Genomic DNA, 25,822 nt, shown 5'->3' on the forward strand with positions numbered 1-25,822 from the left:
TCTCAGACGCATCGCGCCACCAACAGCAACAAGCATTCCGCATTTGACAGGGGAAGACCTAATGACGACCGGAAGCGATATCGTTCAGCGTATCAAGGACGAGAACATCAAGTATCTCGACGTGCGCTTTACCGACCTGCGCGGCAAGCTGCAGCATGTCACCATGGACGCCTCCGTGGTTGATGCCGACATGTTCGAGGAGGGCGTCATGTTTGACGGTTCCTCGATTGCCGGCTGGAAGGCAATCAATGAATCCGACATGGTGCTGATGCCCGATCCGGATTCGGCCTATATGGACCCGTTCTTCGCGGCCTCGACCCTCGCCATCAACTGCGACATTCTCGAGCCGGCGACCTACCAGCCGTACAATCGCGATCCGCGCTCCATCGCCAAGAAGGCCGAAGCCCTGGTCAAGTCCAGCGGTGTTGGCGACTCGGTAGTGTTCGGCCCCGAGCCCGAATTCTTCCTCTTTGACGACGTGAAGTACTCCAACACGACCTATGATGTTGGTTTCAAGATCGACTCGAGCGAACTGCCCACCAACAACAACGCTGAGTACGAGGGCGGCAACAACGGCCATCACATCGGCCTCAAGAAGGGCTATTTCCCGGTTCCGCCGCTGGACAGCGCTCAGGACATCCGTGGTGAAATGCTCGAAGCCATGGGCTCGATGGGCGTCATCATCGAAAAGCACCACCACGAAGTGGCCTCGGCCCAGCATGAGCTTGGCCTCAAGTTCAAGCCGATGATCCAGTCGGCCGACGACGTGCTGATCTACAAATACGCCGTCCAGCAGGTCGCCAATGCCTATGGCAAGACCGCGACCTTCATGCCCAAGCCCGTCTATGGGGATAACGGCTCGGGCATGCATTGCCACCAGTCGATCTGGAAGGACGGCAAGCCGCTCTTTGCCGGTGACCAGTATGCCGGTCTCTCGATGGAGTGCCTCTACTACATCGGCGGCGTCATCAAGCATGCCAAGGCCATCAACGCCTTCACCAACCCGACCACCAATTCGTACAAGCGTCTGGTGCCGGGCTTCGAAGCCCCCGTGCTGCTGGCCTATTCGGCCCGCAACCGTTCGGCGTCCTGCCGCATCCCCTTCGGCCAGTCGCCGAAGTCCAAGCGTGTTGAAGTCCGTTTCCCCGATCCGCTGGCCAACCCATACCTCGCGTTTACCGCGCTGCTGATGGCCGGCCTCGACGGTATCAAGAACAAGATCCACCCCGGCGACCCGATGGACAAGGATCTCTACGAGCTGCCCAAGGAAGAGCTCAAGGAAATCCCGACCGTTGCGGCCTCGCTGCGTGAAGCTCTGGATTGCCTCGCGGCTGACCGTGACTTCCTCAAGGTTGGTGGCGTGATGGATGACGATTTCATCGACAGCTATATCGACCTCAAGATGCAGGAAGTGGTCAAGTTCGAGCACACCCCGCACCCGGTCGAGTACGAAATGTACTACTCCGCCTGAGCGGATCTGCGCTGCATGGAAAAGGGGCCTTTCGGGGCCCCTTTTTTGTCGCTGTTCTCGTTCATGAAGCGCCTCCTGGCTCCATGTCAGACCGCTCGGAAGGTCCTGCGCATCACGTCGCGCCATTCCTCGGGTGCTTCAAGCAGACCTTCGATATTGTCGGCGCTCTGCGGCTCGAAGAAGCGCACGGCGAAGCCGAAATCGAACAGGCGCACCACTTCTCCGGTCACCCGCCCGACCGTGACGATCTCGCCCACCGCAGGCTGGAATGCCGCTGACACGGCCGCGCCGGAAATCGAGTAGTCCACGATCAGGCAGGGCTGCGACCAGTTATCGGGGCGTGCGATCACCGTGCGCGGATTGCTGGGCATGGTGCGCTGGGCCACGCGCCGGTCAATATTGGTCGTCCAGAGCTTTTCGCTGAAACTGGTGATCCGGCCATTGAGGGCCTCGCGCTCCGCCTCGCTTTGAACGAACGTCATCTCGAAGCCGTCGTCATGCTGGCGCGTGACATGGCCCGTCAGCGTGCCGAATGACGTGAAACTGGCCGACACGGTTTCCCCGACCTGCGGGATGACCGGCGCTATCATGCGCAGCCCGTCGCTCCCGATCATGCGGAGCCGGCAGGCAAACAGGTTGATGCCTGGATGGGTCGGTTGTGCACCGATGACATAACGGCCAGCTACCGTGGCGATGCCGTGCAGCGCGATTGTAGGACGTTCCAGACCTTCGGACACCGCCGACCTCCCTCTCTGATAAGAAGAGGATGCCAATGCCGCGTCAAGGCGCCCTTGCGCCATTCGATTGCAATTTAGAGATTGAGTTGTGGGGCGTGCCCGCCGCCGCCCTGCCACAGGACAAACGCCTACCTTGGCCGCATTCCGAAGAGTAGCGCGGCATATGGAATAGTGACCGGAAAAGCCTCACTCGACTGGCGGCTTGATCAGCACTTCCAACTCATCGAACTCCTGGGGCTGGATGAATTGCACTGCAAATCCGACTTCAAGGTGCCGCACCACGCGGGCCACCACGCGACCCAGCGCCATCGGTGTGCCCAGATCAGGCCAGTAATGTGCGGATATCGCGGCGCCCGACCGCGACACGTCGATCACGAAACACGATACTTTCTGGCCGTCGGCCAGCACGATGGTGCTGCGCGGGTCACGCGGCAGGATACGCCGATGCTCGCGCTTGTCGGGCACCTGGGCGTGAACATGCTTCTTGTGCCAGTCGATCTTGGCCCCCAGCTTGTCGCGTTCGGTGTCAGTGAGTTGCAAGTCCGTTACGAAGCCCGAAGCCAGGCGTCGGGTGATGCGCCCGCGCAGGATGCCGAACTCGTTGAAATGCGACGAGACGACTTCGCCTTCCTTGCCCACCACGGGCCCCACCGCAACCAGCATGCGAGTGGAAATGGAACAGAGGCGGCAGGCGTAAACGGGAATTTTGTCTTCGGGCGTGCGGCGGCGATCAGGCAGCGCATAGCGCCCGGCCAACGCACCGATAAAACGAACATCATTCCATTTTGTGGACGCGCGCAGACTCTCGTCGTCGTATGCGGCGGTCAACGACATGTGGGGCTTCCCTCCCAATTGCCATTACCGAAGAAAATTCTATGGGTGAGTCCTTAAGGAATTTTCCCAAGGGATGTTCAACTGGACCTTCCGACGTAAATTTGTTCCTAATCCGAACTATAGAAACCCACGCACCTCGCATTTGAATCGAATTTCCATGGCCAATATCGCCGATTTCGCCATTCTGACCCCCGCTGAGATGGCAGAAGCAGACCGCCTGGCGGCTGCCTCTGGCATGTCGTCGCTGACCCTGATGGCGGCGGCCGGACGTGCCGTTGCCGACAGGATATTGCGCGATTACCGGCTCGGTCCTGTGCTGGTCCTGTGCGGGCCGGGCAATAATGGCGGTGACGGCTTCGTGGTGGCGCGTCATCTGCGCGAGGCGGGATGGCCCGTTCGCTTGTGGCTTTCGACCGACAGGGGCACTCTCAAGGGCGACGCGGCATCCATGGCGGCCCGGTGGACCGGTGAGATGGAAGGTCATCCACTACCGTCCATTGAGGGGGTGCGATTGATTGTCGACGCACTTCTCGGTGCCGGTCTGGATCGGGATGTAACAGGCGCATTGGCAGCTCTGATCGAGGCGGTAAACGCCTCCCGCATCCCAGTGGTCAGCATCGACATTCCCAGCGGCATTGACGGCACCAGCGGCGCAATACGAGGCGTGGCGGTTACAGCGCGCTACACCGTCACATTCTTCCGGTTCAAGCCCGGGCATTTCCTTTTGCCCGGGCGCACTCATTGCGGCGACCTATCCATTGCCGATATCGGCATTCCACCGGCAGTCCTCGACGCGATGCCCATCCGCACATGGCGCAACCGACCGGGCCTCTGGGAAATCCCCAACCCTGGCGCCAACCAGCACAAATTTGATCGCGGTCATGTCGTGGTGGTCTCCGGCGGGCCTCTGCAGACAGGCGCGGCGCGGCTGGCGGCATTGGGTGCCTTTCGCGCCGGGGCAGGGCTTGTCAGCCTTGTCGGGTCAGAAGCCGCTCTCAACGTGCACGCTGCTCATGTGACAGCCATCATGCTGCGGCCCGCTTCTTCGACCGCGGACCTGAGGGAAATGCTCTCGGACACCAGAATCAATGCCGCTATCATCGGCCCGGCCGCCGGCATCGGCGAAGACACTCGCGACAATGTCCTGTCATTGCTGGGGTCATCCGCCTCCCTGGTGCTCGACGCCGATGCCCTCACCAGCTTTGCCGATCACCCCGAAGTCTTGTGGTCCGCCATAAGGGATCGGAAGGCTCCGGCCGTGCTGACGCCGCATGAAGGTGAGTTTGCGCGCCTGTTTGCCGACCTTGAAGGGGACAGGGTGGCGCGCGCCCGTGCCGCTGCCGCCCGATCAGGCGCCCTCATCGTGCTCAAGGGCAGCGACACTGTCATAGCCTCGCCGAACGGGCGGGCCGCCATCAATGACAATGCGCCAACCTGGCTGGGCACGGCGGGCGCCGGCGATGTTCTGGCCGGAATCACTGCTGGTCTCTTGGGGCAAGGCATGCCCGGTTTCGAAGCCGTCTGCGCCGCCGTCTGGCTGCATTCCGAGGCAGCAAACCGGTTCGGCGGTCCCGGGATGCTCAGTGAGGACCTCCCCGGCCTCATTCCCGGCGTGCTGGCCCAGCTTATGGAACCGGCAGGTCAGCATCCTGCCACCGGATGACGCAGCCATGGCGGAAAAGCCGGAACGACGCGTGCCGATAGAAATTCCCATCCTACATTACACTGCCTTCGAGGGACTTGCTCTCAACTGCGGTTGAGGTCGTATCCGGCGCGGCATCCTGGAACGGTCACTGCCATTCGGCTGATGTCCAGGTCCTTGACTGGTCTGGTCCCGCGCCCCGGAGGCGGAAGGGGCGCAAGCCTGTTCTGCACCAGCGCCCCTTACGGATCCTGAACATAAACAAGGCGTTGGTCGTCATCCTCGCCGCCGTGATGCTCGATGCCGTTGGCATCGGCGTGATTTCCCGATATTGCCCGCCTTGTTGCGCGAGGTTGGTCATACGACCATACCCGGGCGCAGGCCTTACTCACCGGGCGGGCCGTTGCGCGAGTCGGACAACGCTAGGCGCTCATCGTCGGCATGGCCTTCGAGACCGGCGCAGTGTTGACATTGGTCTTTGCTATCAGGGCTGGATGTTATTTCTCATGGCCCCGGTCTTCGCCCTGGGCGGCATCGGCATGCCGGCATTGCAATCGCTCATCACAAGGCAAGTCGGTCCGGACCGGCAGGGGCCGCTACAGTGCGTTCTGGCGAGCCTTGTGAGCCTGGTATCGTTGTTTGGCCCGCTGTTCTTCAGTTTTGTCTATCACGACCTGCGACCAAGAAGCTGGCCGGGGGCAATCTGGCTAGTCGCCATGGGCATTTATCTTCTGGCCTTACCGCATATGGCCGACTTGGACGGGGGCCTCGGGCCCACACTGCGGGGACCGTGTAGGCGAGGCGGAGAAAAGTCCCCAAAAGCCGGGCTTTTGCGCTTATCCGGGCTTGCAGGGGCGAAATTTCCAGTCCATTAACAACTTTGCACCGTCGGGCCGCCGAAAAACCCCGGAATTCCTTGCGTTCAACGCAGAATCGCAAAAGGTTGTCGGCGTTTTCGTTCGCCAGAGACGGCGGGCATTCACTGTGAGGAAACGCTATGAACAAAAACGATCTGGTTGGCGTCGTTGCCGACAAGGCTACGATCACCAAGGCACAGGCCGCCGAAGCGGTTGACGCAGTGTTCGAAGCCATTACTGCTGCTCTCAAGGGCGGCGACGAGGTTCGTCTGGTTGGTTTCGGCACTTTTGCCGTTTCCCAGCGCAAGGCTTCGACCGGCCGCAATCCGGCCACCGGCGCCGAAATTCAGATTCCGGCTTCGAACCAGGCAAAGTTCAAGCCCGGCAAGGGCCTCAAGGACGCGATCAACTAAGATCGCCTCCTGCCTGGATCGGCAATCGGCCCCGCGCGTTTTCGCCGGGGCCGTTTCTGTATCTGCAATTGTCAGTTGACGGGCAGGGGCGGGCACCCTAATCAGGGCGCCGTTCACTCGTGGCTTCGGCCCCGGGGCGATTAGCTCAGTTGGTAGAGCGCCTCGTTTACACCGAGGATGTCGGCGGTTCGAGTCCGTCATCGCCCACCATTTTCCTCTCCCGTCTCCATCTGCTCTGTATTTCCTGCCTTAACGCGGACAATCCGGCCTCCGTCCGCGACGACCAGCAGTCCATGCAGCTCGATTGCTTGATCAGTCGCATGAGCTTGTCCGGCCTTCTCATTGAGCTAGAAAAGTTTTCCACAGTCGTCGGCGCGAAATTCTCAAATTCTGCGACAGAATGCGGGCAGGGCGCTTGACTTCACTATAGGCGCCCAGTACATGGACGCCACGTTGCGCGAACGACATGTTCGCAAGCGCTGCGGGAGTAGCTCAGTTGGTTAGAGCGCCGGCCTGTCACGCCGGAGGTCGCGGGTTCGAGCCCCGTCTCTCGCGCCACCTTTTCACCCATTGCTGTTCTGTGAAAGGGTAGGCGCGGTCCTGCCGGGTGACAGCGACTATTCATATCACCGTGAGCGAGGCGGCCCTGCGTAACTTCCGGCGGATCATGACCGTATATGCTATCAGTTGATCAGCATGAGGTTCTCAGATGCCCACCACGCGACCCGCCGCCCCAGCAACGCTTCATCGCCGCAGCCTCCTCTTGGGCCTCGCCGCCTTGCCGATCCTGTCGCTGCCTTTCCTGCCACGCCCGGCCGCAGCCCAGGAAGCCCCTGTGGTCATTCCATCTCCCGCGATCGATCTGAAAGAGACCGGCACAACTGCTACAGCCATTTTTGCCGGGGGTTGTTTCTGGGGCGTGCAGGGCGTGTTCCAGCGCGTGAAAGGGGTCAGCAATGCCGTATCTGGCTATTCCGGCGGCGCCGCCGAGACTGCAACCTATGATCTGACCACGCGGGGCGATACCGGCCACGCCGAGGCGGTCGAGATTACCTATGATCCGTCCCAGGTCAGCTACGGCGAATTGCTGCACATCTATTTCTCGGTTGCGCACAACCCGACCCAGCTCAATTACCAGGGACCGGACAGGGGCACGCAATACCGGTCCACGATCTTCGTTCGTACGCGCGAGGAGGAATCGGTCGCCCAGGCCTATATCGCCCAGCTCGACGCTACTGGCCTTTTCGAAGGTCCTGTTGTCACCACACTTGAGTCCTTCGAAGCCTTCTATCCGGCGGAGCAGTATCATCAGGATTTCCTGACGCTCAATCCGGATTGGCCTTATATCGTGGTACATGACCTGCCCAAGATCGCGGCGTTGGAGACGATTTTCCCGGACCACTTCCGTGCTGAACCGGTCCTGGTTGGCATGTTGCCGGTCAGCTAGTGCCAGAGTGTGGCCCTCGCGCCACACTCCGGACGCGCCTCATTGCGGCCGTCTCGGGGTCGGGTTTTCGCCCGCTAGACCCAGCAAAACCGGGCCAGCGGCGGTCCGGCTCCGAGTCGAAATTCTGACCGGATTGATGCCCTCCGCCGCCGAAGACCGTCCCGGAACCGCACCCTGAAGGCGACGTTTCCATTTCATCGATGGTTCAGAACAAGGAAAACAGCGATGCGCATTGCACAAACTATCGCTTTTGCCACCCTGGTCAGCACGGCGCCGATTGGCGCCGCAATGGCCGCCGACCTCATCACCGTCCCGACTTCCACCGAGGCCGAATTACCCATTGTGGAAAATGTAGGCTTCGACTGGAGCGGCTTTTATGCCGGCGTTCATGGTGGCGCACAAAACGGCTCCGTCAGTGGCCTGCAATATGGTCTAGGCGCACAGGTTGGCGTGAATGCCCAATTTGACTTCTACCTGCTGGGCGCCGAAGTGGCGGTGACCGGCCTGACCGAGAATGGCACGGTGGGCGAAACTACCTATGGCCAGATCCTGGGCCGGGCCGGTCTCGTCGTATCCGACAATGTCATGGTCTATGCCGCTGGCGGTTACGGAATCGACCTGGGCGTCCCTGCCGAAGAAGATGTGCTCGCTGGCGGTGGCGTCGAACTCGCCGTTACCGATGATATCTCTGTTCGAGCTCAGTACCTGCACGGCTTCCCCGTCCAGGGAGGCAATGCCAAGGACCAGTTTACAGTGGGCGCCAGCTACCACTTCTAACCGGCCGCCGATTGATTGCGGTTCGCCCGATACCGATTCTCTCGCCCTCGCGTTCCAAGACGTGAGGGCGATTTCGCGTTTGCCCGAATTGTGGCAATCAGAAGCGACAGGGCATTCTCCCGCCACAATTTCGACACGAAAACGCAAGCTTGCGGGCTTTTTGGTGGCAATTGTATCAAATTGAACCAATTGCGCGGTGTTCCTGCAACACCTGCCCGGAAATGGTCACCAAATCTTATCTGCACTGCCAAATTTGGCTCTGCGCGCCCTTGCCACTTTCGCGCCTGTGAGGCATCTATCGGCCGACTACGGTTAACTCTATTGGGAGTGCAAGACATGTTTGTACGTTCTCTGGCCATTGGCGTTTCTGCCGCGGCTCTCATGGTTGGTGGTGCTCAGGCCGCTGACCTCATCATCCCGACCACGCCGGAGCCGATCTACGCTCCTGCCGGTTTTGACTGGGAAGGCCTCTACGTTGGTGCCCGTCTCGGCGGCCAGTTCGTCGGCGCTAACGCATATGCTGGCGTCACGCCCAGCACCACCTATGGTGTGATCGGTGCCGCTGTCGGCGTGAACTTCATCCCGATGGACCCGATCCTGCTCGGCGTCGAAGTCACCGCTGACTACATGTGGAACTCCGCCGCTGCCGTGACTGCTTCGGGCGAATTCTTCGCCAACCTGCGCGCCGGTGCCATCGTCACCGACAACGCCATGATCTACGCACTCGGCGGTGTTGGCTTCAGCAATACTAACGCTGGTGGTTCGGAAGCCGTTTACCAGATCGGTGGCGGTGTTGAATTCGCCGTGACCGATGCCATCACCGTTCGCGGTGAAGTTGTCGGCCAGGGTGACTTTTCGGCTGTTGGCGCTGACTCGTTCTTCGAATCGACCAAGGCCACCGTCGGCGTATTCTACCACTTCTAAGTTTGTTAAGCGGCGGGGCGGTCTCTGCCTCGTTGACGGCAATCTTGCAACCCATCTCGGCGGACCGATTCTATCGGTCCGCCGTTTTGGATTCATGGGGTGAAGTCCGCATGACGGACTGCTGCTTATTCCAGCGCGTTATCCGTTTGCCCTAGTATTAGGCAGTTGGATGTGCATGGACGCCGCTGAAATCCGGCTTCCTTCCTGACGTTAGAGCATTCCGCTGCCCGGTCTGCCGATGGAGTATCGTTTCTTTTATATGATGATGCAGGTCATATTTTCTTTCCCTTGAAACGTTGGGGGGGAACGTCTAAGCCGTTCCGCATCACTGGCGCATCGGCCCGGCTGCCCCAATTGCATCGCGGCCCATGCGCTTCTCGGCCGCCCTGGCCGGCAAGAGACTAGGCTGCCGCATGACTGAATTGCTCAGCAATTATCTGCCCATCGTCATCTTCATTGCATTGTCTGCCCTGATTGGGGTCGCGCTCCTTGTGGCGCCGTTCCTGGTGGCGGTGAAGCGTCCGGATCCGGAAAAGGTTTCGGCATTCGAGGCTGGTTTCGACGCCTTCAGCGATGCCCGCATGAAGGTGGATGTCCGCTTTTACCTGGTGGCGATTCTGTTCATCATTTTCGACCTTGAAGTGGCGTTCCTCTTTCCCTGGGCCGTGGCGTTTAGGGACGTGGGTTGGTTCGGCTTCTGGTCGATGATGATCTTCCTCGGCGTGCTGACCATCGGCTTTATTTATGAATGGCGTAAGGGAGCCCTGGAATGGGATTGAGCCCGTCCATTTCGACACTGGTTACCCCGCAGCCCACGGGCGCGATTGATCCGGCAACCGGCAAGCCCTATGGCGCCGATGATCCATTCTTTGCCGGCGTCAACAATGAGTTGGCCGACAAGGGCTTTCTGGTCACGACGGTGTCGCAACTCATCACCTGGGCCCGCACCGGCTCATTGATGTGGATGCAGACGGGCCTGGCCTGCTGCGCCGTGGAAATGATGCAGATGTCGATGCCGCGCTACGACATCGAGCGCTTCGGCACCGCCCCGCGCGCCTCGCCGCGGCAGTCCGACGTGCTCATCGTTGCCGGCACGCTGACCAACAAGATGGCTCCGGCCCTGCGCAAGGTCTATGACCAGATGCCGGAGCCACGCTACGTCATCTCAATGGGGTCGTGCGCCAATGGCGGCGGCTACTATCACTATTCCTATTCCGTGGTGCGCGGCTGTGACCGGGTGCTGCCGGTGGACGTCTATGTTCCCGGCTGCCCTCCGACCGCCGAGGCGCTTCTCTATGGCATCCTGTTGCTGCAGAAGAAGATCCGTCGCGACGGCACGATCGAACGATAGGGCATGGGCATGGACGAAACTGTTGTTGTCGAGCCGATCACCGTCGACCCGCTGGTAGCGCTTGGCGAGCATGTCGCTGCGTCCCTGGGCGATGCCGTGCTGGGCTTCGAGGTGGCGTTCGGCGATCTCTCGGTCACGGTTGCGCGCGATTCCATCGTCTCCGTGGTGACCTTCCTGCGCGATGATCCGAAATGCCGGTTCATTGCCTTTGTTGACGTTTGTGGCGCCGATTATCCGGCCCGCGAATTCCGCTTCGACGTGGTCTATCACTTCCTCAGCCCGCATCTGAACCAGCGCATCCGCATCAAGCTCGAAGCCGACGACGTCACGCCGGTGCCGTCCATCTGCGACGTCTTTGTCGGCGCCAACTGGTTCGAGCGCGAGGTTTATGACCTTTATGGCGTGCTGTTCTCTGGCCATCCGGACCTGCGCCGCATCCTCACCGATTACGGCTTTGATGGTCATCCCCTGCGCAAGGACTTCCCGCTGACCGGCTTTGTCGAGGTTCGCTACGACGAAGAGCGCAAGCGCGTGGTCTATGAGCCGGTGACCCTGGCCCAGGAATTCCGCTCGTTCGATTACCTGTCACCCTGGGAAGGGACCGACTACGTGCTGCCCGGTGACGAGAAGGCGAAGAACTGATGTCAGAAGTCGACGTCCGCAATTTCACCCTGAATTTCGGCCCCGTGCACCCCTCGGCGCATGGTGTGCTCCGCATGATTCTCGAACTTGACGGCGAACTGGTCGAGCGCGTCGATCCGCATATCGGTTTGCTGCATCGCGGCACCGAAAAGCTGATCGAGTACAAGACCTATCTCCAGGCCGTGCCCTATTTCGACCGCCTCGACTATGTGGCCCCGATGAATCAGGAGCACGCCTTTGCCCTGGCCGTGGAGCGCATGCTCGAAATCGAGGTGCCGCGCCGTGGCCAGCTGATCCGTGTGCTTTATGCCGAGATCGGTCGCCTACTGGCCCACCTGATGAACGTGACCACCCAGGCCATGGACATCGGCGCCCTGACCCCGCCGCTTTGGGGCTTTGAGCAGCGCGAAAAGCTGATGGTCTTTTACGAGCGTGCTTCGGGCGCCCGCATGCATGCCGCCTATTTCCGTCCCGGCGGCGTCCACCAGGACCTGCCGCAGGCGCTGATCGACGATATCGCCGTGTTCTGCGACGAATTTCCTGCGGCGCTCAAGGACATCGATACGCTGCTCACGGGCAACCGCATCTTTAAGCAGCGCAATGTCGATATCGGCATCGTGCCGCTCGAAGAAGTCTGGGGCCGCGGCTTTTCCGGTGTCATGGTGCGCGCCTCCGGCGCGGCCTGGGATCTGCGCAAGAGCCAGCCCTATGACGCCTATGCCGAAATGGAATTCGATATTCCAGTCGGCTCCAATGGCGACTGCTACGATCGCTACCTGATCCGCATGGAAGAAATGCGCCAGGCCAACGAGATCATGAAGCAGTGCGTGGCCAAGCTCAATGCGCCGGATGGCAAGGGCCCGGTGTCCTCGACCGACGGCAAGGTCGTGCCGCCGTCGCGTGGCGAGATGAAGCAGTCCATGGAGGCGCTCATCCACCACTTCAAGCTCTATACCGAGGGCTACAAGGTCCCCGCAGGCGAGATTTACGCTGCCGTTGAAGCCCCCAAGGGCGAGTTCGGCGTCTATTTGGTGTCCGATGGCACCAACAAGCCCTATCGCTGTCATATCCGGGCGCCGGGCTTTGCCCATCTGAGCGCCATGGACCACCTCTGCCGCGGCCACATGCTGGCAGACGTGACGGCGATCCTGGGTTCGATTGATATTGTGTTCGGAGAGGTTGATCGCTGATGTCTACGCGACGCCTTGCAGACGAGTCGGTGCAGCCGGCAAGTTTCGCTTTCAACAATGACAACCAGGCCTGGGCCGAAAAGCGCATCGCGCTTTACCCCGCTGGCCGTCAGCAGTCAGCCGTCATTCCCCTGCTCATGCGGGCGCAGGATCAGGACGGCTGGGTCACCCGCGCGACCATCGAAAAGGTCGCCGAGATGCTGGATATGCCCTATATTCGCGTCCTCGAAGTGGCGACGTTCTACACCCAGTTCCAGCTTCAGCCGGTGGGCGCCAATGCCCATATCCAGGTCTGCGGCACCACGCCCTGCATGCTGCGCGGCGCCGAAGGGCTGATCGAGGTCTGCAAGACGAAGATCCACCCCGAGCCGCACCACCTCAACGCCGATGGCACCATGAGCTGGGAAGAGGTCGAGTGCCTTGGCGCCTGCGTCAACGCACCTATGGTCATGATTTACCATGACGTCTATGAGGACCTTACGCCTGAGCGCATGGAAGAGATCGTCGATGCCTTTGCTGCGGGCAATGGCGACGCTATCAAGCCCGGCCCGCAGATCGAGCGCCTGAACGCGGCTGCCATTGGCGGCCAGACCACATTGCTCGAAAAGCCGACCGCCAAGCGCGAAAAATTCGTACCACCTCCGGCAGCTGAAGCACCGGCGGAGCAGAAGCCGGCGGCTCCGGCCTCAGCCCCGGCTGCCAAGACTGAACCTGACACCGCCGCCCGTCCCAAGGATGTCACGGTGGAGAACGCGCCGGCCATCAAGGGTACGCCCAAGAGAGCCAAGGTCAGCCAAGCCAAGGCCGAAGGCGAGCGCATGGCAGCTGATGCCGCGGCCAAGGCAACGGGCGAACCCAACAAGGCCATGCGCGAAACGGCCACTGGCGCGGAATCGCACGCCGAAGGCATCGACGATGGCAAGGCTGTCGGCAAAGTCCACGTCACTCCGCCGGGGATCGGGGGCACGTCGGCACAGATTGTTGAAGACAAGCCCGTTATCAACGCACCGGCCGCCAATCCCAATGAAGTTGTCCCGACGGCCGAAAAAGGCGGCGATTTGCAGCCGCTGTTTGAGCGCCCTGACGGTGCAGCGGACAATCTCAAAATGATCTCCGGCGTCGGCCCGGTCATCGAGCGCAAGCTCAATGCGCTGGGGATTACCCGTTATGACCAGATCGCCCGGTTCGAAAAGGCTGATATCGACCGTGTCGATGCAGCGTTGAACTTCAAGGGTCGCATCGCGCGCGACGACTGGCAGAAGCAGGCCGAGGCGCTCGCCAGGGGCGGGGCCGAGGAATATCGCAAGGTCTTCGGGAAGGACCCGCGCTAAATGGCCATTGGACGGATCGATTTTCGGAGCCTGACCCTCGCGGACTACGCCGTTGGCGTGGTCTATGCGGTGCTCGGCACCTTTATCGTCACCGGCTTTGAAATGGCCCTCAATATTTCGCTGCCCGGTTTCGTGGCTGCGGCAGTCGGGGCGGCAATCGGAATTGCTGCCTGGTTTACCTTTTTGTTGAAGCGGAAAAGCTGATCATGCTCGCTGACAAGGATCGCATTTTCACCAATCTCTATGGCCAACATGACTGGCGGCTGGAGGGCGCGCGCGAGCGCGGCTCCTGGGTTGGAACCAAGGAATTCATCGACTCCGGTCGCGACTGGATCACCAATGAGGTCAAGGGTTCCGGATTGCGTGGCCGCGGCGGCGCCGGCTTCCCGACGGGCCTCAAATGGTCGTTCATGCCCAAGCAGAGCGACGGTCGTCCACACTATCTCCTGGTCAATGCCGACGAATCCGAGCCGGGCACCTGCAAAGACCGCGAGATCCTGCGTCATGATCCGCACCACCTGATCGAAGGGTGCCTCCTGGCTTGTCGCGCCATGGATGCGCATCTGGCCTTCATCTATGTGCGCGGCGAGTTCGTCCGCGAGCGCCAGAACCTGGAACAGGCGGTTCAGGAAGCCTATGACGCCAAGCTGATCGGTAAGGACAATGTCCATGGCTGGGACCTGGACATCATAGTCCACCACGGTGCTGGCGCCTATATCTGCGGCGAAGAAACCGCGCTGATGGAATCGCTTGAAGGCAAGAAGGGCCAGCCGCGCCTCAAGCCACCATTTCCGGCCGGCATGGGTGTCTACGGAAACCCGACGACCGTCAACAATGTCGAATCTATCGCCGTTGTACCGGAGATTCTGCGCCGCTCCGGCGCCTGGTTCTCCTCCGTCGGTCGCCCCAACAATGTTGGTACCAAGCTGTTCATGGTCTCGGGCCATGTGAATAAGCCGGCGACTTTCGAGGAAGCCCTGGGCGAAAGCTTTAAGGACATTATCGAAAAGCATTGCGGCGGCATTCGCGGCGGTTGGGACAATTTGCTGGCTGTCATCCCCGGCGGCGCATCCTGCCCAGTCGTGCGTGGTGAGGACATGATGGATGCCATCATGGACTTTGACGGCATGCGCGAAAAGAAATCGTCTTTCGGCACCGGCGGCATGATCGTCATGGACAAGTCCACCGATATCATCAAGGCCATCTGGCGCATCTCGGCCTTCTTCAAGCATGAGAGCTGTGGCCAGTGCACGCCTTGCCGCGAAGGCACCGGCTGGATGATGCGCGTGATGGCGCGCATGGTCGAAGGTCGTGCCCAGAAGCGCGAGATCGACATGCTGTTCGAAGTGACCAAGCAGATCGAAGGCCACACCATCTGCGCCCTGGGCGACGCGGCCGCCTGGCCGATACAGGGCCTGATCCGCAATTTCCGCCCCACCATCGAGGCGCGGATCGAGCAATATACCTATTCATCCACCAGCGACGGCGCCGTTCCGTCCATCGCTGCGGAGTAAGCCGATGGCTCAATTGAAAGTCGACGGCCAGCTCGTCGAAGTCCCCGATCACTACACCCTGATGCAGGCTGCCGAGGCTGCCGGCGCGGAAATCCCGCGCTTCTGCTATCATGAGCGACTTTCGGTCGCTGGCAATTGCCGCATGTGCCTGGTCGAGGTGAAGGGCGGTCCGCCAAAGCCCCAGGCCAGCTGCGCCATGTCGGTGAAGGATTTACGTCCCGGCCCGAACGGTGAAGCGCCCGAAATGTTCACCAACACGCCGATGGTCAAGAAGGCCCGCGAAGGCGTGATGGAATTCCTGCTGATCAACCATCCGCTCGATTGCCCGATCTGCGATCAGGGCGGCGAGTGCGACCTGCAGGACCAGGCCATGGCCTATGGCGTCGACAAGAACCGCTTTGCCGAAAACAAGCGCGCCGTCGAAGACAAATATATGGGCCCGCTGATCAAGACCGCGATGAACCGCTGCATTCACTGCACGCGCTGCGTCCGCTTCACCACCGAAGTTGCCGGCATCTCCGAACTCGGCCTGCTGGGTCGCGGTGAAGATGCCGAGATCACCCCCTATCTCGAACGCGCTCTGACCAGCGAATTGCAGGGCAATGTCATCGACCTTTGCCCGGTCGGTGCGTTGACCTCCAAGCCCTATGCCTTCCATGCACGACCCTGGGAGCTGAGCAAGACCGAGTCCATCGACGTAATGGACGCCGTTGGTTCGGCCATCCGCGTAGATGCGCGTGGCCGCGAAGTCATGCGCGTCCTGCCGCGGATCAACGAGGCGATCAATGAAGAGTGGATTTCCGACAAGACCCGCTTCATCTGGGACGGCCTCAAGAGCCAGCGCCTGGATCGCCCCTATGTCCGCAAGTCAGGAAAGCTGCAGGCCGCCAGCTGGGACGAGGCCTTGGCCGCCGTTTCCGCCCGCATCAAGAAGGCCGGCAGCAAGGTTGGCGCAATTGCCGGTGATCTCGCCGCCGTCGAGGAAATGTATGCCCTCAAGGGGCTTCTCGCATCACTCGGCTCGGGCATGACCGACGTGCGCCCCGCCATGTCGGGCATCGACCCCTCCATGCCGCGCTCCGCTTATCTCTTCAACCCGACCATTGCCGGGATAGAGCAGGCCGATGCAATTCTCATCATCGGCACCAATCCGCGCAAGGAAGCGGCGTTGATCAACGCTCGCATCCGCAAGACCTGGCGCGCTACCAACCTGCCTATCGCCGTCATCGGCGAGCAGGCAGAACTCACCTACGGCTATGAGCATCTGGGCAATGGCTTTGAGACGCTGGCCAACCTGGCCGCCGGCAAGGGTGCCTTTGTCGAAACCCTCAAGAACGCGCAGCGTCCACTGATCATCGTGGGCGAGGGTGCTGTTTCGCACGCTTCACTCGGCAAGCAGGCCGGACGTGACACCATCGCCCTGGCAGCAAAGCTCGCCACCGGCGCCAATGTTGCTGAAGGTTGGAACGGCTTTGCGCTGCTGCACAACGCCGCCAGCCGCGTCGGCGGCCTCGACATTGGCTTCGTGCCGCATGACGGCGGCGTCTGCTCGGCTGACCAGATTGCGCTCGCCGGCAAGGGTGAGCTGGATGTTCTCTTCCTGCTCGGGGCCGACGAATACGACACGACCGCCATGGGCAAGGCTTTCGTGGTCTATATCGGCAGCCATGGTGACAAGGGCGCAAACCGCGCCGATGTCATCCTGCCCGGCGCGACTTATACCGAAAAGTCGGGCACTTATGTGAACACCGAGGGTCGCGTGCAGGTCACCACCCGCGCTGTGTTCCCGCCCGGGGATGCGAAGGAAGACTGGGCCATCATCCGTGCCCTGTCCGGCGTTATCGGCAAGCCCTTGCCCTATAATTCCCTGACCCAGCTGCGCGCAACGCTCTATGCCGAATTCCCGCATCTGGCCCGCATCGACCAGATCGCCCCAGGTTCGGCCTCTGACGTGGCCAAGCTGGGCAAGGCCGCCATCAAGACCAAGTCGGCGCCCTATGCGTCATTGGTGACCGATTTCTATCTCAGCAATCCGATAGCGCGCGCCTCGGCCACCATGGCCGAATGCGCCGCCATGGCCGCAGGCTTGCGGCAGGCTGCGGAGTAGGGGAGCATTATGGACTTTACTCTCTCCGCCCTCGACTATCTACTCGGTATCCCTGCATTGGGATGGGGCGAGCATATTGGCTTTGTTTACAAGGCCCTAGCTTTGCTTGTCGGTCTCCTGATCTTCACCGCCTTCATCCTCCTGGGTGACCGCAAGGTCTGGGCGGCTGTTCAGATGCGTCGCGGTCCCAACGTTGTCGGCCCCTTCGGTCTGCTGCAGTCTTTCGCCGATCTGATCAAATTCGGCGTCAAGGAAGCAGTTATTCCCGCCGGCGCCGACAAGGTGCTGTTCCTTCTTGCGCCGCTGATCACCGCCACGCTGGCCCTGGCCGGCTGGGTGGTGGTGCCAGTGTCCGATGGCTGGGCCATGGCCAATATCAATGTCGGCATTCTCTACCTGCTCGGCATTTCCTCGCTGGGCGTCTATGGCGTCATCATCGGCGGCTGGGCCTCCAATTCGAAATACCCCTTTTTCGGCGCCCTTCGCGCTGCCGCGCAGATGGTCAGCTATGAAGTCTCGATCGGCCTGGTCATCATCACCGTGCTGCTCTGCGTCGGCTCGCTGAACCTCAACGATATTGTCATAGCCCAGAGCGAAATGGGACTCGCCCATGCCCTGGGCGTACCGTGGCTGAGCTTCCTCAACTGGTTCTGGCTGCCGCTCTTCCCGATGTTCGTGGTCTTCTATATTTCGGCTCTGGCCGAAACCAACCGTCCGCCCTTCGATATGGTGGAAGGCGAATCCGAGCTGGTTGCCGGCTTCATGACCGAATACTCGTCCACACCCTATCTGCTGTTCATGCTGGGTGAATACATCGCCATCCTGCTCATGTGCGCCATGACCACCGTCTTGTTCCTGGGAGGCTGGGCCGCGCCGATCGACCTGCCGCCCTTTACCTGGATCCCCGGCCTGGTCTGGTTCTTCATCAAGGTAAGTCTCGTCTTCTTCATGTTCGCCATGGCAAAGGCCATCGTGCCCCGCTATCGCTACGACCAGCTCATGCGGATCGGCTGGAAGCTGTTCCTGCCGCTTTCGCTGATTATGGTCGTGATCGTCGCTTTTGTTCTCCAGCTCACGGGCTGGGGCTGGCACGGGGGTATTGCCTGATGCGCGTCGGACAGATCGTCAATACGCTGCTGCTGCGCGAGTTCGTTTCGGCCTTCTTCCTGGCCATGCGCTACTTCTTCTCGCCCAAGCCGACAGTGAACTATCCCTTCGAAAAAGGCCCGGTGTCGCCGCGCTTCCGTGGTGAGCATGCGCTGCGCCGCTATCCCAACGGCGAAGAGCGCTGCATTGCCTGTAAGTTGTGCGAAGCCATCTGCCCGGCCCAGGCCATCACCATCGAAGCTGGTCCGCGCCAGAATGACGGCACCCGCCGTACCGTGCGGTATGACATCGACATGGTGAAGTGCATCTATTGCGGCTTCTGCCAGGAAGCCTGTCCGGTCGATGCCATCGTCGAAGGCCCGAACTTCGAATTCGCAACGGAAACGCGCGAGGAGCTCTATTTCTCTAAAGAGAAGCTCCTCAGCAATGGCGACAGGTGGGAGCGTGAAATCGCCGCCAACCTGGCTGCCGACGCGCCATATCGCTGAGAGGGAAGAGCATGACCCTTCCGCTGTTCTTCTTCTACGTCTTTGCCGCCATCACCGTGGCGTCGGCCTTCATGGTCATTTCCGCGCGCAATCCCGTGCATGCGGTGTTGTTCCTGATCCTGGCCTTCGTCAATGCGGCGGGTCTGTTCATGCTCGCCGGGGCCGAGTTCCTCGCGCTGATCCTCATCGTGGTCTATGTCGGCGCCGTCGCGGTGCTGTTCCTCTTCGTCGTCATGATGATCGACGTTGATTTTGCCGAGCTCAAATCCGGGCTGCTGCAATATGCGCCTGTAGGCATACTGGTTGGTGCAATTCTTTTCCTCGAGCTGCTGCTCGTGGCGGGAAGCTTCGTCGTCGCGCCAGATGTCGTCAGCGCAGGTGGCCTGCCCATTGACGCGGCCGTGGACAATACGCGGGCACTGGGACTGGTGCTCTACACGCGCTACGTTTTCCTGTTCCAGGGCGCAGCGGCTGTACTGCTGGTGGCCATGATTGGCGCCATCGTGCTGACGCTGCGGCACCGGCCGGGCATCAAGCGGCAGAGCACGGCGGCACAGCTGGGTCGCAAACCCAGCGAGACGGTCAGGAACGTCAAGGTCAAGAGCGGTCAGGGGCTATAGGGGGTTATCATGGGTCTGGAAATCGGGCTCGGTCATTACCTGACCGTAGCGGCAATTCTGTTCACGCTCGGCGTGTTCGGCATTTTCATCAACCGCAAGAATGTCATCGTCATCCTCATGTCGGTGGAACTGATCCTGCTGGCGGTGAACCTCAATCTTGTGGCGTTCAGCGCCCATCTCAATGACCTTCAGGGTCAGGTTTTCGCGCTGATGATCCTCACCGTGGCTGCCGCCGAGGCCGCCATTGGCCTCGCCATACTCGTTATCTTCTACCGCAACCGCGGCTCAATCGCGGTTGAAGACGTCAATATGATGAAGGGCTAAGAGCACCGCTATGATCATTCAGGCGATTGTTTTCCTGCCCCTGATCGGGGCGCTTGTGGCCGGGCTGCTCGGCCGCTCCATTGGCCATAGGCCATCCGAGTTCATCACCACGGGCCTCCTGCTGATCGCGGCAGTGCTGAGCTGGGTTGTGTTCATCCCCGTGGCCTTTGGCGATGGTCTGGTCGGCGCCGTGGGCGATGGCCATGCGGCCGTGGTCAAGGTCGAAATCATGCGCTGGATCCAGGTCGGCGACATGGACCTGCGCTGGATTCTGCGCGTCGATACGCTGACTGCGATCATGCTGGTCGTGGTCAACACCGTGTCGGCGCTCGTGCACCTCTATTCCATCGGCTACATGGAAGAGGATCCGCACCGCTCGCGATTCTTCGCCTATCTCTCGCTCTTCACCTTCGCCATGCTCATGCTGGTGACAGCCGACAACTTCCTGCAGATGTTCTTCGGTTGGGAAGGTGTGGGTCTGGCCTCGTACCTCCTGATCGGTTTCTGGTACACCAAGCCCTCGGCCACCGCGGCCGCAATGAAAGCCTTCATCGTCAACCGCGTCGGTGACTTCGGTTTTGCCCTGGGTATTTTCGGTGCCTTCCTGGTGCTGGGCCATATCGACTTCGACGGCGCCTTCCATGCCGCAGACGAGTTCGCTGCCACCGGCCTGCCGGTCATCCAGTTCCTGTCATGGGAACTCGACGCGATGACCGTCATCTGCCTGCTGCTGTTCATGGGTGCCATGGGCAAGTCGGCGCAGTTCCTGCTCCACACCTGGCTGCCGGACGCCATGGAGGGCCCGACCCCGGTGTCGGCGCTGATCCATGCCGCCACGATGGTGACGGCCGGCGTCTTCATGGTCGCCCGCCTCTCGCCGCTGTTTGAAACGTCGCCCTTCGCGCTCACCGTCGTCATCGTCATCGGCGCCATCACCGCCTTCTTTGCGGCGACCGTTGGCCTCGTTCAGAACGACATCAAGCGCGTCATCGCCTATTCGACCTGTTCCCAGCTCGGTTACATGTTCGTGGCGCTCGGCGTTGGTGCCTATTCGGCCGGCGTCTTCCACCTGTTCACTCACGCCTTCTTCAAGGCCCTGCTGTTTCTCGGCGCCGGCGCGGTGATCCATGCCATGCACCATGAGCAGGACATGCGGAACATGGGCGGCCTGCGCAAGAAGATCCCCATCACCTATGCCATGATGATGATCGGCACGCTGGCGCTGACCGGTGTCGGCATCCCGGGTACCAATTTCGGATTCGCAGGCTTCTTCTCCAAGGATGCCATCATCGAAAGCGCTTATGCCTATGGCGGCAATGTCGGCTCGCTGGCCTTCTGGCTGCTGGTTATCGCGGCGCTCTTCACCAGCTTCTATTCCTGGCGCCTGGTTCACCTGACCTTCCACGGCTCGCCGCGTGATGCACAGCATGCTGGCGAGGGGCCGCACCCTGATCCGGCCCATTCAGCGCTGGAAAGCCATGACGAACCGATCGATGACAGCAATGCTGATGATCATGGCGACCATGGCCATCACGGCTCCGCCTACGACCATGCCCATGAATCGCCCAATGTCATGCTGGTGCCGCTTTATGTGCTGGCCGTTGGCGCGGTCCTCGCGGGCGTGGTGTTCTACGGCATGTTCTTCCACGATGTGGAGCATATCGAGCACTTCTTCGCCGGCTCGATCTATGTCGACCATCAGATCATCGAGGACGCGCATCATGTGCCGACCTGGGTGAAGTGGAGCGCCACCGCGGCGATGATCATCGGCTTCGTCGCCGCCTGGCTCATGTATATCCGCCGCCCGGAAATGCCCGGCCGCCTCGCAGCCACCAATCCGGGGCTCTACAAATTCCTGCTCAACAAGTGGTACTTCGACGAGCTCTACAATTTCATCTTCGTCAAGCCCGCGCTCTGGATCGGCAATGCCGTTTGGAAGGGCTTCGATGACTGGCTGGTCGACGGCAGGATCACCGAGGGTCTCGGCCGTCGCGTGCAGAACGTCACCAGCTGGGTCGTCAAGCTCCAGTCCGGCTATCTCTACCACTATGCCTTCGCCATGCTCATCGGCATCGCGGCGCTGCTCACCTGGGCCATTGCGGCCGGGGGACTGATCTGATGACCTTCGACAATACGATCCTCACGATCCTCACCTGGCTGCCAGCCTTCGGCGCTGCCATCCTCATGCTGACGCCCAAGGGCTCGGTCAAAGCCATCCGCTGGATGTCGCTGATCGTCACCCTTATCGTCTTCGTCCTCTCTCTCGCTCTCTGGCAGACGTTTGATCCGTCCAATCCAGGCTTCCAGTTCGTCGTGAACATGCCTTGGATCGGCGACTCCATCGGCTACCGCGTCGGCGTCGACGGCATTTCCGTGCTCTTTGTAGTGCTGACTGCGCTGCTCATGCCCGCCGCCGTTCTGGCCAGCTGGGATGTGGAAACACGCGTCAAGGAATACATGATCGTGTTCCTGGTGCTTGAAACGTTGATGATCGGCGTCTTTACCACGCTCGATCTGGCCATGTTTTATGTCTTCTTCGAAGGCACCTTGCTGCCGATGTTCCTCATCATCGGTATCTGGGGCGGCTCGGCCCGCATCCAGGCGGCCTACAAGTTCTTTTTCTACACCTTCATCGGCTCGGTGCTGATGCTGCTGGCCATGATGGGCATGTATTGGGATGCCGGCACCACCGACATCACGCGCCTGCTCTCTCATGACTTCCCCCTTGGCATGCAGACCTGGCTCTGGCTGGCCTTCTTCGCCTCGCTGGCCGTGAAAATGCCCATGTGGCCCTTCCACCGCTGGCTGCCCGAAGCCCACGTTCAGGCCCCGACGGCCGGCTCGGTGATTCTGGCGGCGATCCTCCTCAAGCTTGGCGGTTACGGCTTTCTGCGCTTCAGCCTGCCGATGTTCCCCGAAGCTTCGGCCCAGTTTGCCAATTTCGTCTTCCTGCTTTCGGTTGCGGCCATCATCTTGACCTCGCTGGTCGCTTTGGTGCAGACCGATATCAAGAAGCTGATCGCCTATTCTTCCGTCGCCCATATGGGTTTCGTGACCATGGGCATCTTTGCGGGCAATGCGCTGGGCATCCAGGGCGCCATGTTCCAGATGCTCAGCCATGGCTTGGTCTCTGGCGCGCTCTTCCTCTGCGTCGGCGTCATTTATGACCGCATGCACACCCGCGAGATCTCTGCCTATGGCGGCCTGGTCGAGCGCATGCCGCAATATGCCTTCGCCTTCATGATCTTCACCATGGCCAATGTCGGCCTGCCGGGCACCTCGGGCTTTGTGGGTGAGTTCCTGACCATGCTCGGCGTGTTCCAGGTTAATACCTGGGTGGCGTTCGGCGCGGCCTTCGGCGTGATCTTTTCGGCCGGCTACGCGCTGTGGCTTTACCGCCGGGTGGTCTTTGGTGCGCTCACCAAGGATAGCCTCAAGGGCATTCTCGATCTTAACCTGCGCGAGAAGGTGGTGCTCTATCCCCTGATCGTGCTGACCGTGGTGTTCGGCTTCTATCCGGCCCCCATCCTCGACACGACCGCCGCTGCGGTCGACAATCTGGTGGCGCAATATGCGGCTGCAAACGGCCTCGATCCCGCCATTGCACAGGCCGATGCCCGCGCTCCCCTTGAATATGTCGCGCCTGCCGAAGGCGCGGCCCAGCCGGCCGATGACCATGCGGCCGAGCCTGCTGCGCATTAGGAGACTGACGTGAACTCTGACGTTACCGATTTCGCGAGCCTGGCTCCCGCTTATCCCGAAATGCTCATGGCATTGGGCATTCTGATCCTGCTCCTGGTCGGGGTGGTGATCAACAAGGAACGCTCCGCCCTGGTGGCCTGGTTGTCCGTTGGCCTGCTTGTGGCCACAGGCCTCCTCGTAATGCTGCAGCCGGTCGACGGCGTGGTCTTCAATGGCCTCTTCATCGCCGACAGCTTTGGCCGCTTCATGAAGGTGCTGGTCATCGGCGGCGCGGGCCTCGCAATGATCCTCGCCATGTCCAATGCCGAGGAAAACGGCGTCCACAAATACGAGTATTCGGTGCTCGCGCTGCTAGCGACCCTGGGCATGATGGTCATGGTCTCCGCCAATGACCTGATGAGCCTCTATATCGGGCTCGAACTGCAGTCGCTCTCGCTCTATGTCATGGCCGCCATCAAGCGTGATGACTCCCGCGCCGCTGAGGCGGGTCTCAAATATTTCGTCCTCGGCGCCCTCTCATCGGGCATGCTGCTCTATGGCGCCTCGCTGATCTATGGCTTCACCGGCCAAACCAATCTGGCAGAGATCGTCGTCGCCATTTCCAATGAAGGCCGCTCCATCGGCCTGATCTTCGGCCTCGTTTTCCTGCTGGCCGGCGTTGCCTTCAAGATTTCCGCCGTGCCGTTCCACATGTGGACACCCGACGTCTATGAGGGCGCGCCGACCCCGGTCACCGCTTTCTTCGCCATGGCCCCCAAGGTCGCGGCCATGTCGCTAATGATCCGCCTGGTCATGGACACGTTCGCGCCCATCACCCAGGATTGGCAGCAGATCGTCATCTTCCTCTCCATCGCCTCGATGGTGCTGGCAGCCTTTGCCGCCATCGGCCAGCGCTCGATCAAGCGCCTGATCGCCTATTCCTCCATCGGCCATGTGGGCTTTGCCCTTGTCGGCCTGTCCTCGGGCACGCAGGTCGGGGTCGAAGGCGTCGCCATCTACATGGCTATCTATGTTGCCATGACCGCCGGCTTGTTTGCCTGCGTGTTGTCGCTGCGCACCGATACCGGTTATGTCGAGACCATCGACGAACTGGCTGGTGCGGCCCAGACCCGGCCCCTCGTGGCCGCGATCATGGCGATCATCATGTTCTCGCTGATCGGCCTTCCGCCGCTCGCCGGATTCTTTGCCAAGTGGCATGTATTCCTGGCTGCAATCGAGGCCAATCTCTACGTGCTCTCGGTAATCGGTGTGCTCGCCTCGGCCGTCAGCGCTTTCTATTATCTGCGCGTGGTCAAGGTCATGTTCTTCGATGCGCCGATCAAGCAGTTTGTCGCCGTTCCCGGCGAACTCAATATCATCATGGGCGTTTCCGGATTCCTGGTGGTGACCTACTACTTCACTGTCGGCAACCCGCTCGCTAATCTGGCGCATACCGCCGCCGGAAGCCTGTTCTAGGTGGCCAGTTTTCTGCTTGGTCCAAAGGCCCTGTCAGCTGGCTACCGGGTGGCGGGGTTCGAGACCGTCGGTTCGACCAATAGCGAGGCGCTCGCGGCAGCATCTGCCGGTGATCCGGGCGGCATCTGGTTTGCGGCGCTGCAACAGACCTCCGGCCGTGGGCGGCGGGGCAGGGAGTGGCACAGCCCACCGGGCAATCTGGCCGCCAGCTTGCTCGTTGTGCCTGATGCGAAGCCCGACATCATCGCTACTCTCGGTTTTGTGGCTGGTGTTGCCCTCAATTCCGGTCTATCCGCCATCCTGCCCGGCGGCATGGTCCGCATTGGTATCGATGGGGCCGACGGCGCCGATGGGCGCTCGCGCATTGCGCTCAAATGGCCCAATGACGTATTGGCGGATGGAGCCAAGCTCGCGGGCATACTGCTCGAGACCAGCAAGACGCCCGATGGCCGCACGGCCATCATTGTCGGCATTGGCGTCAATGTCATTGCGGCGCCCGAGGGCGTGCCCTATCCGGCAACCTCGCTCAAGGCTCTGGGCATCGAGCGGAGCGCCGAGGATGTATTCGAGGCGCTCAGCGACGCATGGGTCGATGCCTTCGGCCTCTGGGATGATGGACGTGGCATCAGCGCCGTGCTCGATCGCTGGCGCGGCTCTGCCGCCGGCATCGGCGCGCCGGTTGCCGTCTCTCAAGACGGCATCGTGCGCCGCGGAATTTTCGAAACGATAGATGCTGCCGGCCGGCTGATCATTCGTGATGACGATGGGACCAGGATCCCGATTACGGCCGGCGACGTGCATTTTGGGGCAACGGCCAGCGCCCGAAGCTGACCACAACAAAAGGGCAGGGTGACCGGCGACCAAGAGATCGCCCGGCGTCCGCCCAGAC

General features: G+C 61.0%; 24 protein-coding genes and 2 tRNA genes. 24 read left to right on the forward strand and 2 right to left on the reverse strand.

Features of this window, described 5'->3' with window-relative positions; all coding sequences use genetic code 11:
• The first annotated feature begins 61 nt into the window (after positions 1–61).
• Complete coding sequence (gene glnA / locus ACXYMS_RS11640; protein ID WP_458906457.1) at positions 62–1,471, forward strand: type I glutamate--ammonia ligase; 1,410 nt, start codon at positions 62–64, stop codon at positions 1,469–1,471.
• A gap of 86 nt (positions 1,472–1,557) precedes the next feature.
• Here the strand turns inward: glnA and ACXYMS_RS11645 are convergent, their stop codons facing one another.
• Positions 1,558–2,208 (reverse strand): hypothetical protein, encoded by a 651-nt coding sequence (locus ACXYMS_RS11645; RefSeq protein WP_458906459.1) that lies wholly within the window; start codon positions 2,206–2,208, stop codon positions 1,558–1,560.
• 186 nt (positions 2,209–2,394) lie between these two features.
• Positions 2,395–3,042, reverse strand: coding sequence for a PilZ domain-containing protein (locus tag ACXYMS_RS11650; protein WP_458906461.1), 648 nt, complete (start codon positions 3,040–3,042; stop codon positions 2,395–2,397).
• Between the two features lie 157 nt (positions 3,043–3,199).
• Between ACXYMS_RS11650 and ACXYMS_RS11655 the strand changes: the two genes are divergently transcribed.
• From ACXYMS_RS11655 to ACXYMS_RS11765, 23 genes are all read left to right on the forward strand, one after another.
• Complete coding sequence (locus tag ACXYMS_RS11655; protein WP_458906462.1) at positions 3,200–4,705, forward strand: NAD(P)H-hydrate dehydratase; 1,506 nt, start codon at positions 3,200–3,202, stop codon at positions 4,703–4,705.
• 976 nt (positions 4,706–5,681) lie between these two features.
• Complete coding sequence (locus ACXYMS_RS11660) at positions 5,682–5,954, forward strand: HU family DNA-binding protein (protein ID WP_046104301.1); 273 nt, start codon at positions 5,682–5,684, stop codon at positions 5,952–5,954.
• Positions 5,955–6,088: 134 nt separating this feature from the next.
• A tRNA-Val gene (locus ACXYMS_RS11665) sits at positions 6,089–6,164 on the forward strand.
• Between the two features lie 271 nt (positions 6,165–6,435).
• Positions 6,436–6,512: transfer RNA gene (locus ACXYMS_RS11670), tRNA-Asp, on the forward strand.
• 151 nt (positions 6,513–6,663) lie between these two features.
• A complete protein-coding gene (gene msrA, locus ACXYMS_RS11675) occupies positions 6,664–7,401 on the forward strand; it encodes a peptide-methionine (S)-S-oxide reductase MsrA (RefSeq protein WP_458906464.1) in 738 nt (245 codons plus the stop codon).
• Positions 7,402–7,626: 225 nt separating this feature from the next.
• On the forward strand, positions 7,627–8,178 hold the full coding sequence (locus ACXYMS_RS11680; protein ID WP_458906465.1) for an outer membrane protein: 552 nt from the start codon (positions 7,627–7,629) through the stop codon (positions 8,176–8,178).
• Between the two features lie 336 nt (positions 8,179–8,514).
• A complete protein-coding gene (locus tag ACXYMS_RS11685; RefSeq protein WP_458906467.1) occupies positions 8,515–9,102 on the forward strand; it encodes an outer membrane protein in 588 nt (195 codons plus the stop codon).
• 413 nt (positions 9,103–9,515) lie between these two features.
• Entirely contained in the window at positions 9,516–9,881 is a 366-nt protein-coding gene (locus tag ACXYMS_RS11690; RefSeq protein ID WP_458906469.1) for an NADH-quinone oxidoreductase subunit A, read from the forward strand.
• Entirely contained in the window at positions 9,872–10,453 is a 582-nt protein-coding gene (locus ACXYMS_RS11695) for a NuoB/complex I 20 kDa subunit family protein (protein ID WP_458906471.1), read from the forward strand. Before ACXYMS_RS11690 ends, ACXYMS_RS11695 begins: the two co-directional genes overlap by 10 nt.
• Positions 10,454–10,462: 9 nt before the next feature.
• Complete coding sequence (locus ACXYMS_RS11700) at positions 10,463–11,095, forward strand: NADH-quinone oxidoreductase subunit C (RefSeq protein WP_458906472.1); 633 nt, start codon at positions 10,463–10,465, stop codon at positions 11,093–11,095.
• Complete coding sequence (locus ACXYMS_RS11705) at positions 11,095–12,285, forward strand: NADH-quinone oxidoreductase subunit D (protein ID WP_458906474.1); 1,191 nt, start codon at positions 11,095–11,097, stop codon at positions 12,283–12,285. The genes ACXYMS_RS11700 and ACXYMS_RS11705 overlap by 1 nt, the downstream gene beginning before the upstream one ends.
• The gene (nuoE, locus tag ACXYMS_RS11710; protein WP_458906476.1) at positions 12,285–13,616 is read left to right on the forward strand and encodes an NADH-quinone oxidoreductase subunit NuoE; all 1,332 of its coding nucleotides are present in this window, start codon (positions 12,285–12,287) and stop codon (positions 13,614–13,616) included. Before ACXYMS_RS11705 ends, nuoE begins: the two co-directional genes overlap by 1 nt.
• On the forward strand, positions 13,617–13,820 hold the full coding sequence (locus tag ACXYMS_RS11715; RefSeq protein WP_458906478.1) for a hypothetical protein: 204 nt from the start codon (positions 13,617–13,619) through the stop codon (positions 13,818–13,820).
• A 2-nt stretch (positions 13,821–13,822) separates the two neighbouring features.
• Complete coding sequence (gene nuoF / locus ACXYMS_RS11720) at positions 13,823–15,130, forward strand: NADH-quinone oxidoreductase subunit NuoF (protein WP_458906480.1); 1,308 nt, start codon at positions 13,823–13,825, stop codon at positions 15,128–15,130.
• 4 nt (positions 15,131–15,134) lie between these two features.
• Positions 15,135–17,237 carry an NADH-quinone oxidoreductase subunit NuoG gene (gene nuoG / locus ACXYMS_RS11725; RefSeq protein ID WP_458906481.1) on the forward strand — a complete coding sequence of 701 codons (2,103 nt, stop codon included), beginning with the start codon at positions 15,135–15,137 and terminating at the stop codon, positions 17,235–17,237.
• A 9-nt stretch (positions 17,238–17,246) separates the two neighbouring features.
• A complete protein-coding gene (nuoH, locus tag ACXYMS_RS11730; protein ID WP_458906482.1) occupies positions 17,247–18,344 on the forward strand; it encodes an NADH-quinone oxidoreductase subunit NuoH in 1,098 nt (365 codons plus the stop codon).
• Positions 18,344–18,832, forward strand: a complete 489-nt coding sequence (gene nuoI, locus ACXYMS_RS11735; protein WP_458906484.1) for an NADH-quinone oxidoreductase subunit NuoI — start codon at positions 18,344–18,346, stop codon at positions 18,830–18,832. The genes nuoH and nuoI overlap by 1 nt, the downstream gene beginning before the upstream one ends.
• 11 nt (positions 18,833–18,843) lie before the next feature.
• On the forward strand, positions 18,844–19,452 hold the full coding sequence (locus tag ACXYMS_RS11740) for an NADH-quinone oxidoreductase subunit J (RefSeq protein WP_458906486.1): 609 nt from the start codon (positions 18,844–18,846) through the stop codon (positions 19,450–19,452).
• Positions 19,453–19,467: 15 nt separating this feature from the next.
• Entirely contained in the window at positions 19,468–19,776 is a 309-nt protein-coding gene (gene nuoK, locus ACXYMS_RS11745; protein ID WP_183310027.1) for an NADH-quinone oxidoreductase subunit NuoK, read from the forward strand.
• 10 nt (positions 19,777–19,786) lie between these two features.
• Positions 19,787–21,895, forward strand: a complete 2,109-nt coding sequence (gene nuoL, locus ACXYMS_RS11750; RefSeq protein ID WP_458906488.1) for an NADH-quinone oxidoreductase subunit L — start codon at positions 19,787–19,789, stop codon at positions 21,893–21,895.
• On the forward strand, positions 21,895–23,478 hold the full coding sequence (locus ACXYMS_RS11755; RefSeq protein WP_458906490.1) for an NADH-quinone oxidoreductase subunit M: 1,584 nt from the start codon (positions 21,895–21,897) through the stop codon (positions 23,476–23,478). Before nuoL ends, ACXYMS_RS11755 begins: the two co-directional genes overlap by 1 nt.
• 9 nt (positions 23,479–23,487) lie before the next feature.
• Positions 23,488–24,933 carry an NADH-quinone oxidoreductase subunit NuoN gene (nuoN, locus tag ACXYMS_RS11760; RefSeq protein ID WP_458906491.1) on the forward strand — a complete coding sequence of 482 codons (1,446 nt, stop codon included), beginning with the start codon at positions 23,488–23,490 and terminating at the stop codon, positions 24,931–24,933.
• A complete protein-coding gene (locus ACXYMS_RS11765) occupies positions 24,934–25,764 on the forward strand; it encodes a biotin--[acetyl-CoA-carboxylase] ligase (protein WP_458906493.1) in 831 nt (276 codons plus the stop codon). It abuts the gene before it with no gap.
• Positions 25,765–25,822 lie beyond the last annotated feature (58 nt).

The sequence above is a fragment of the Devosia sp. CAU 1758 genome (genome assembly GCF_054482695.1).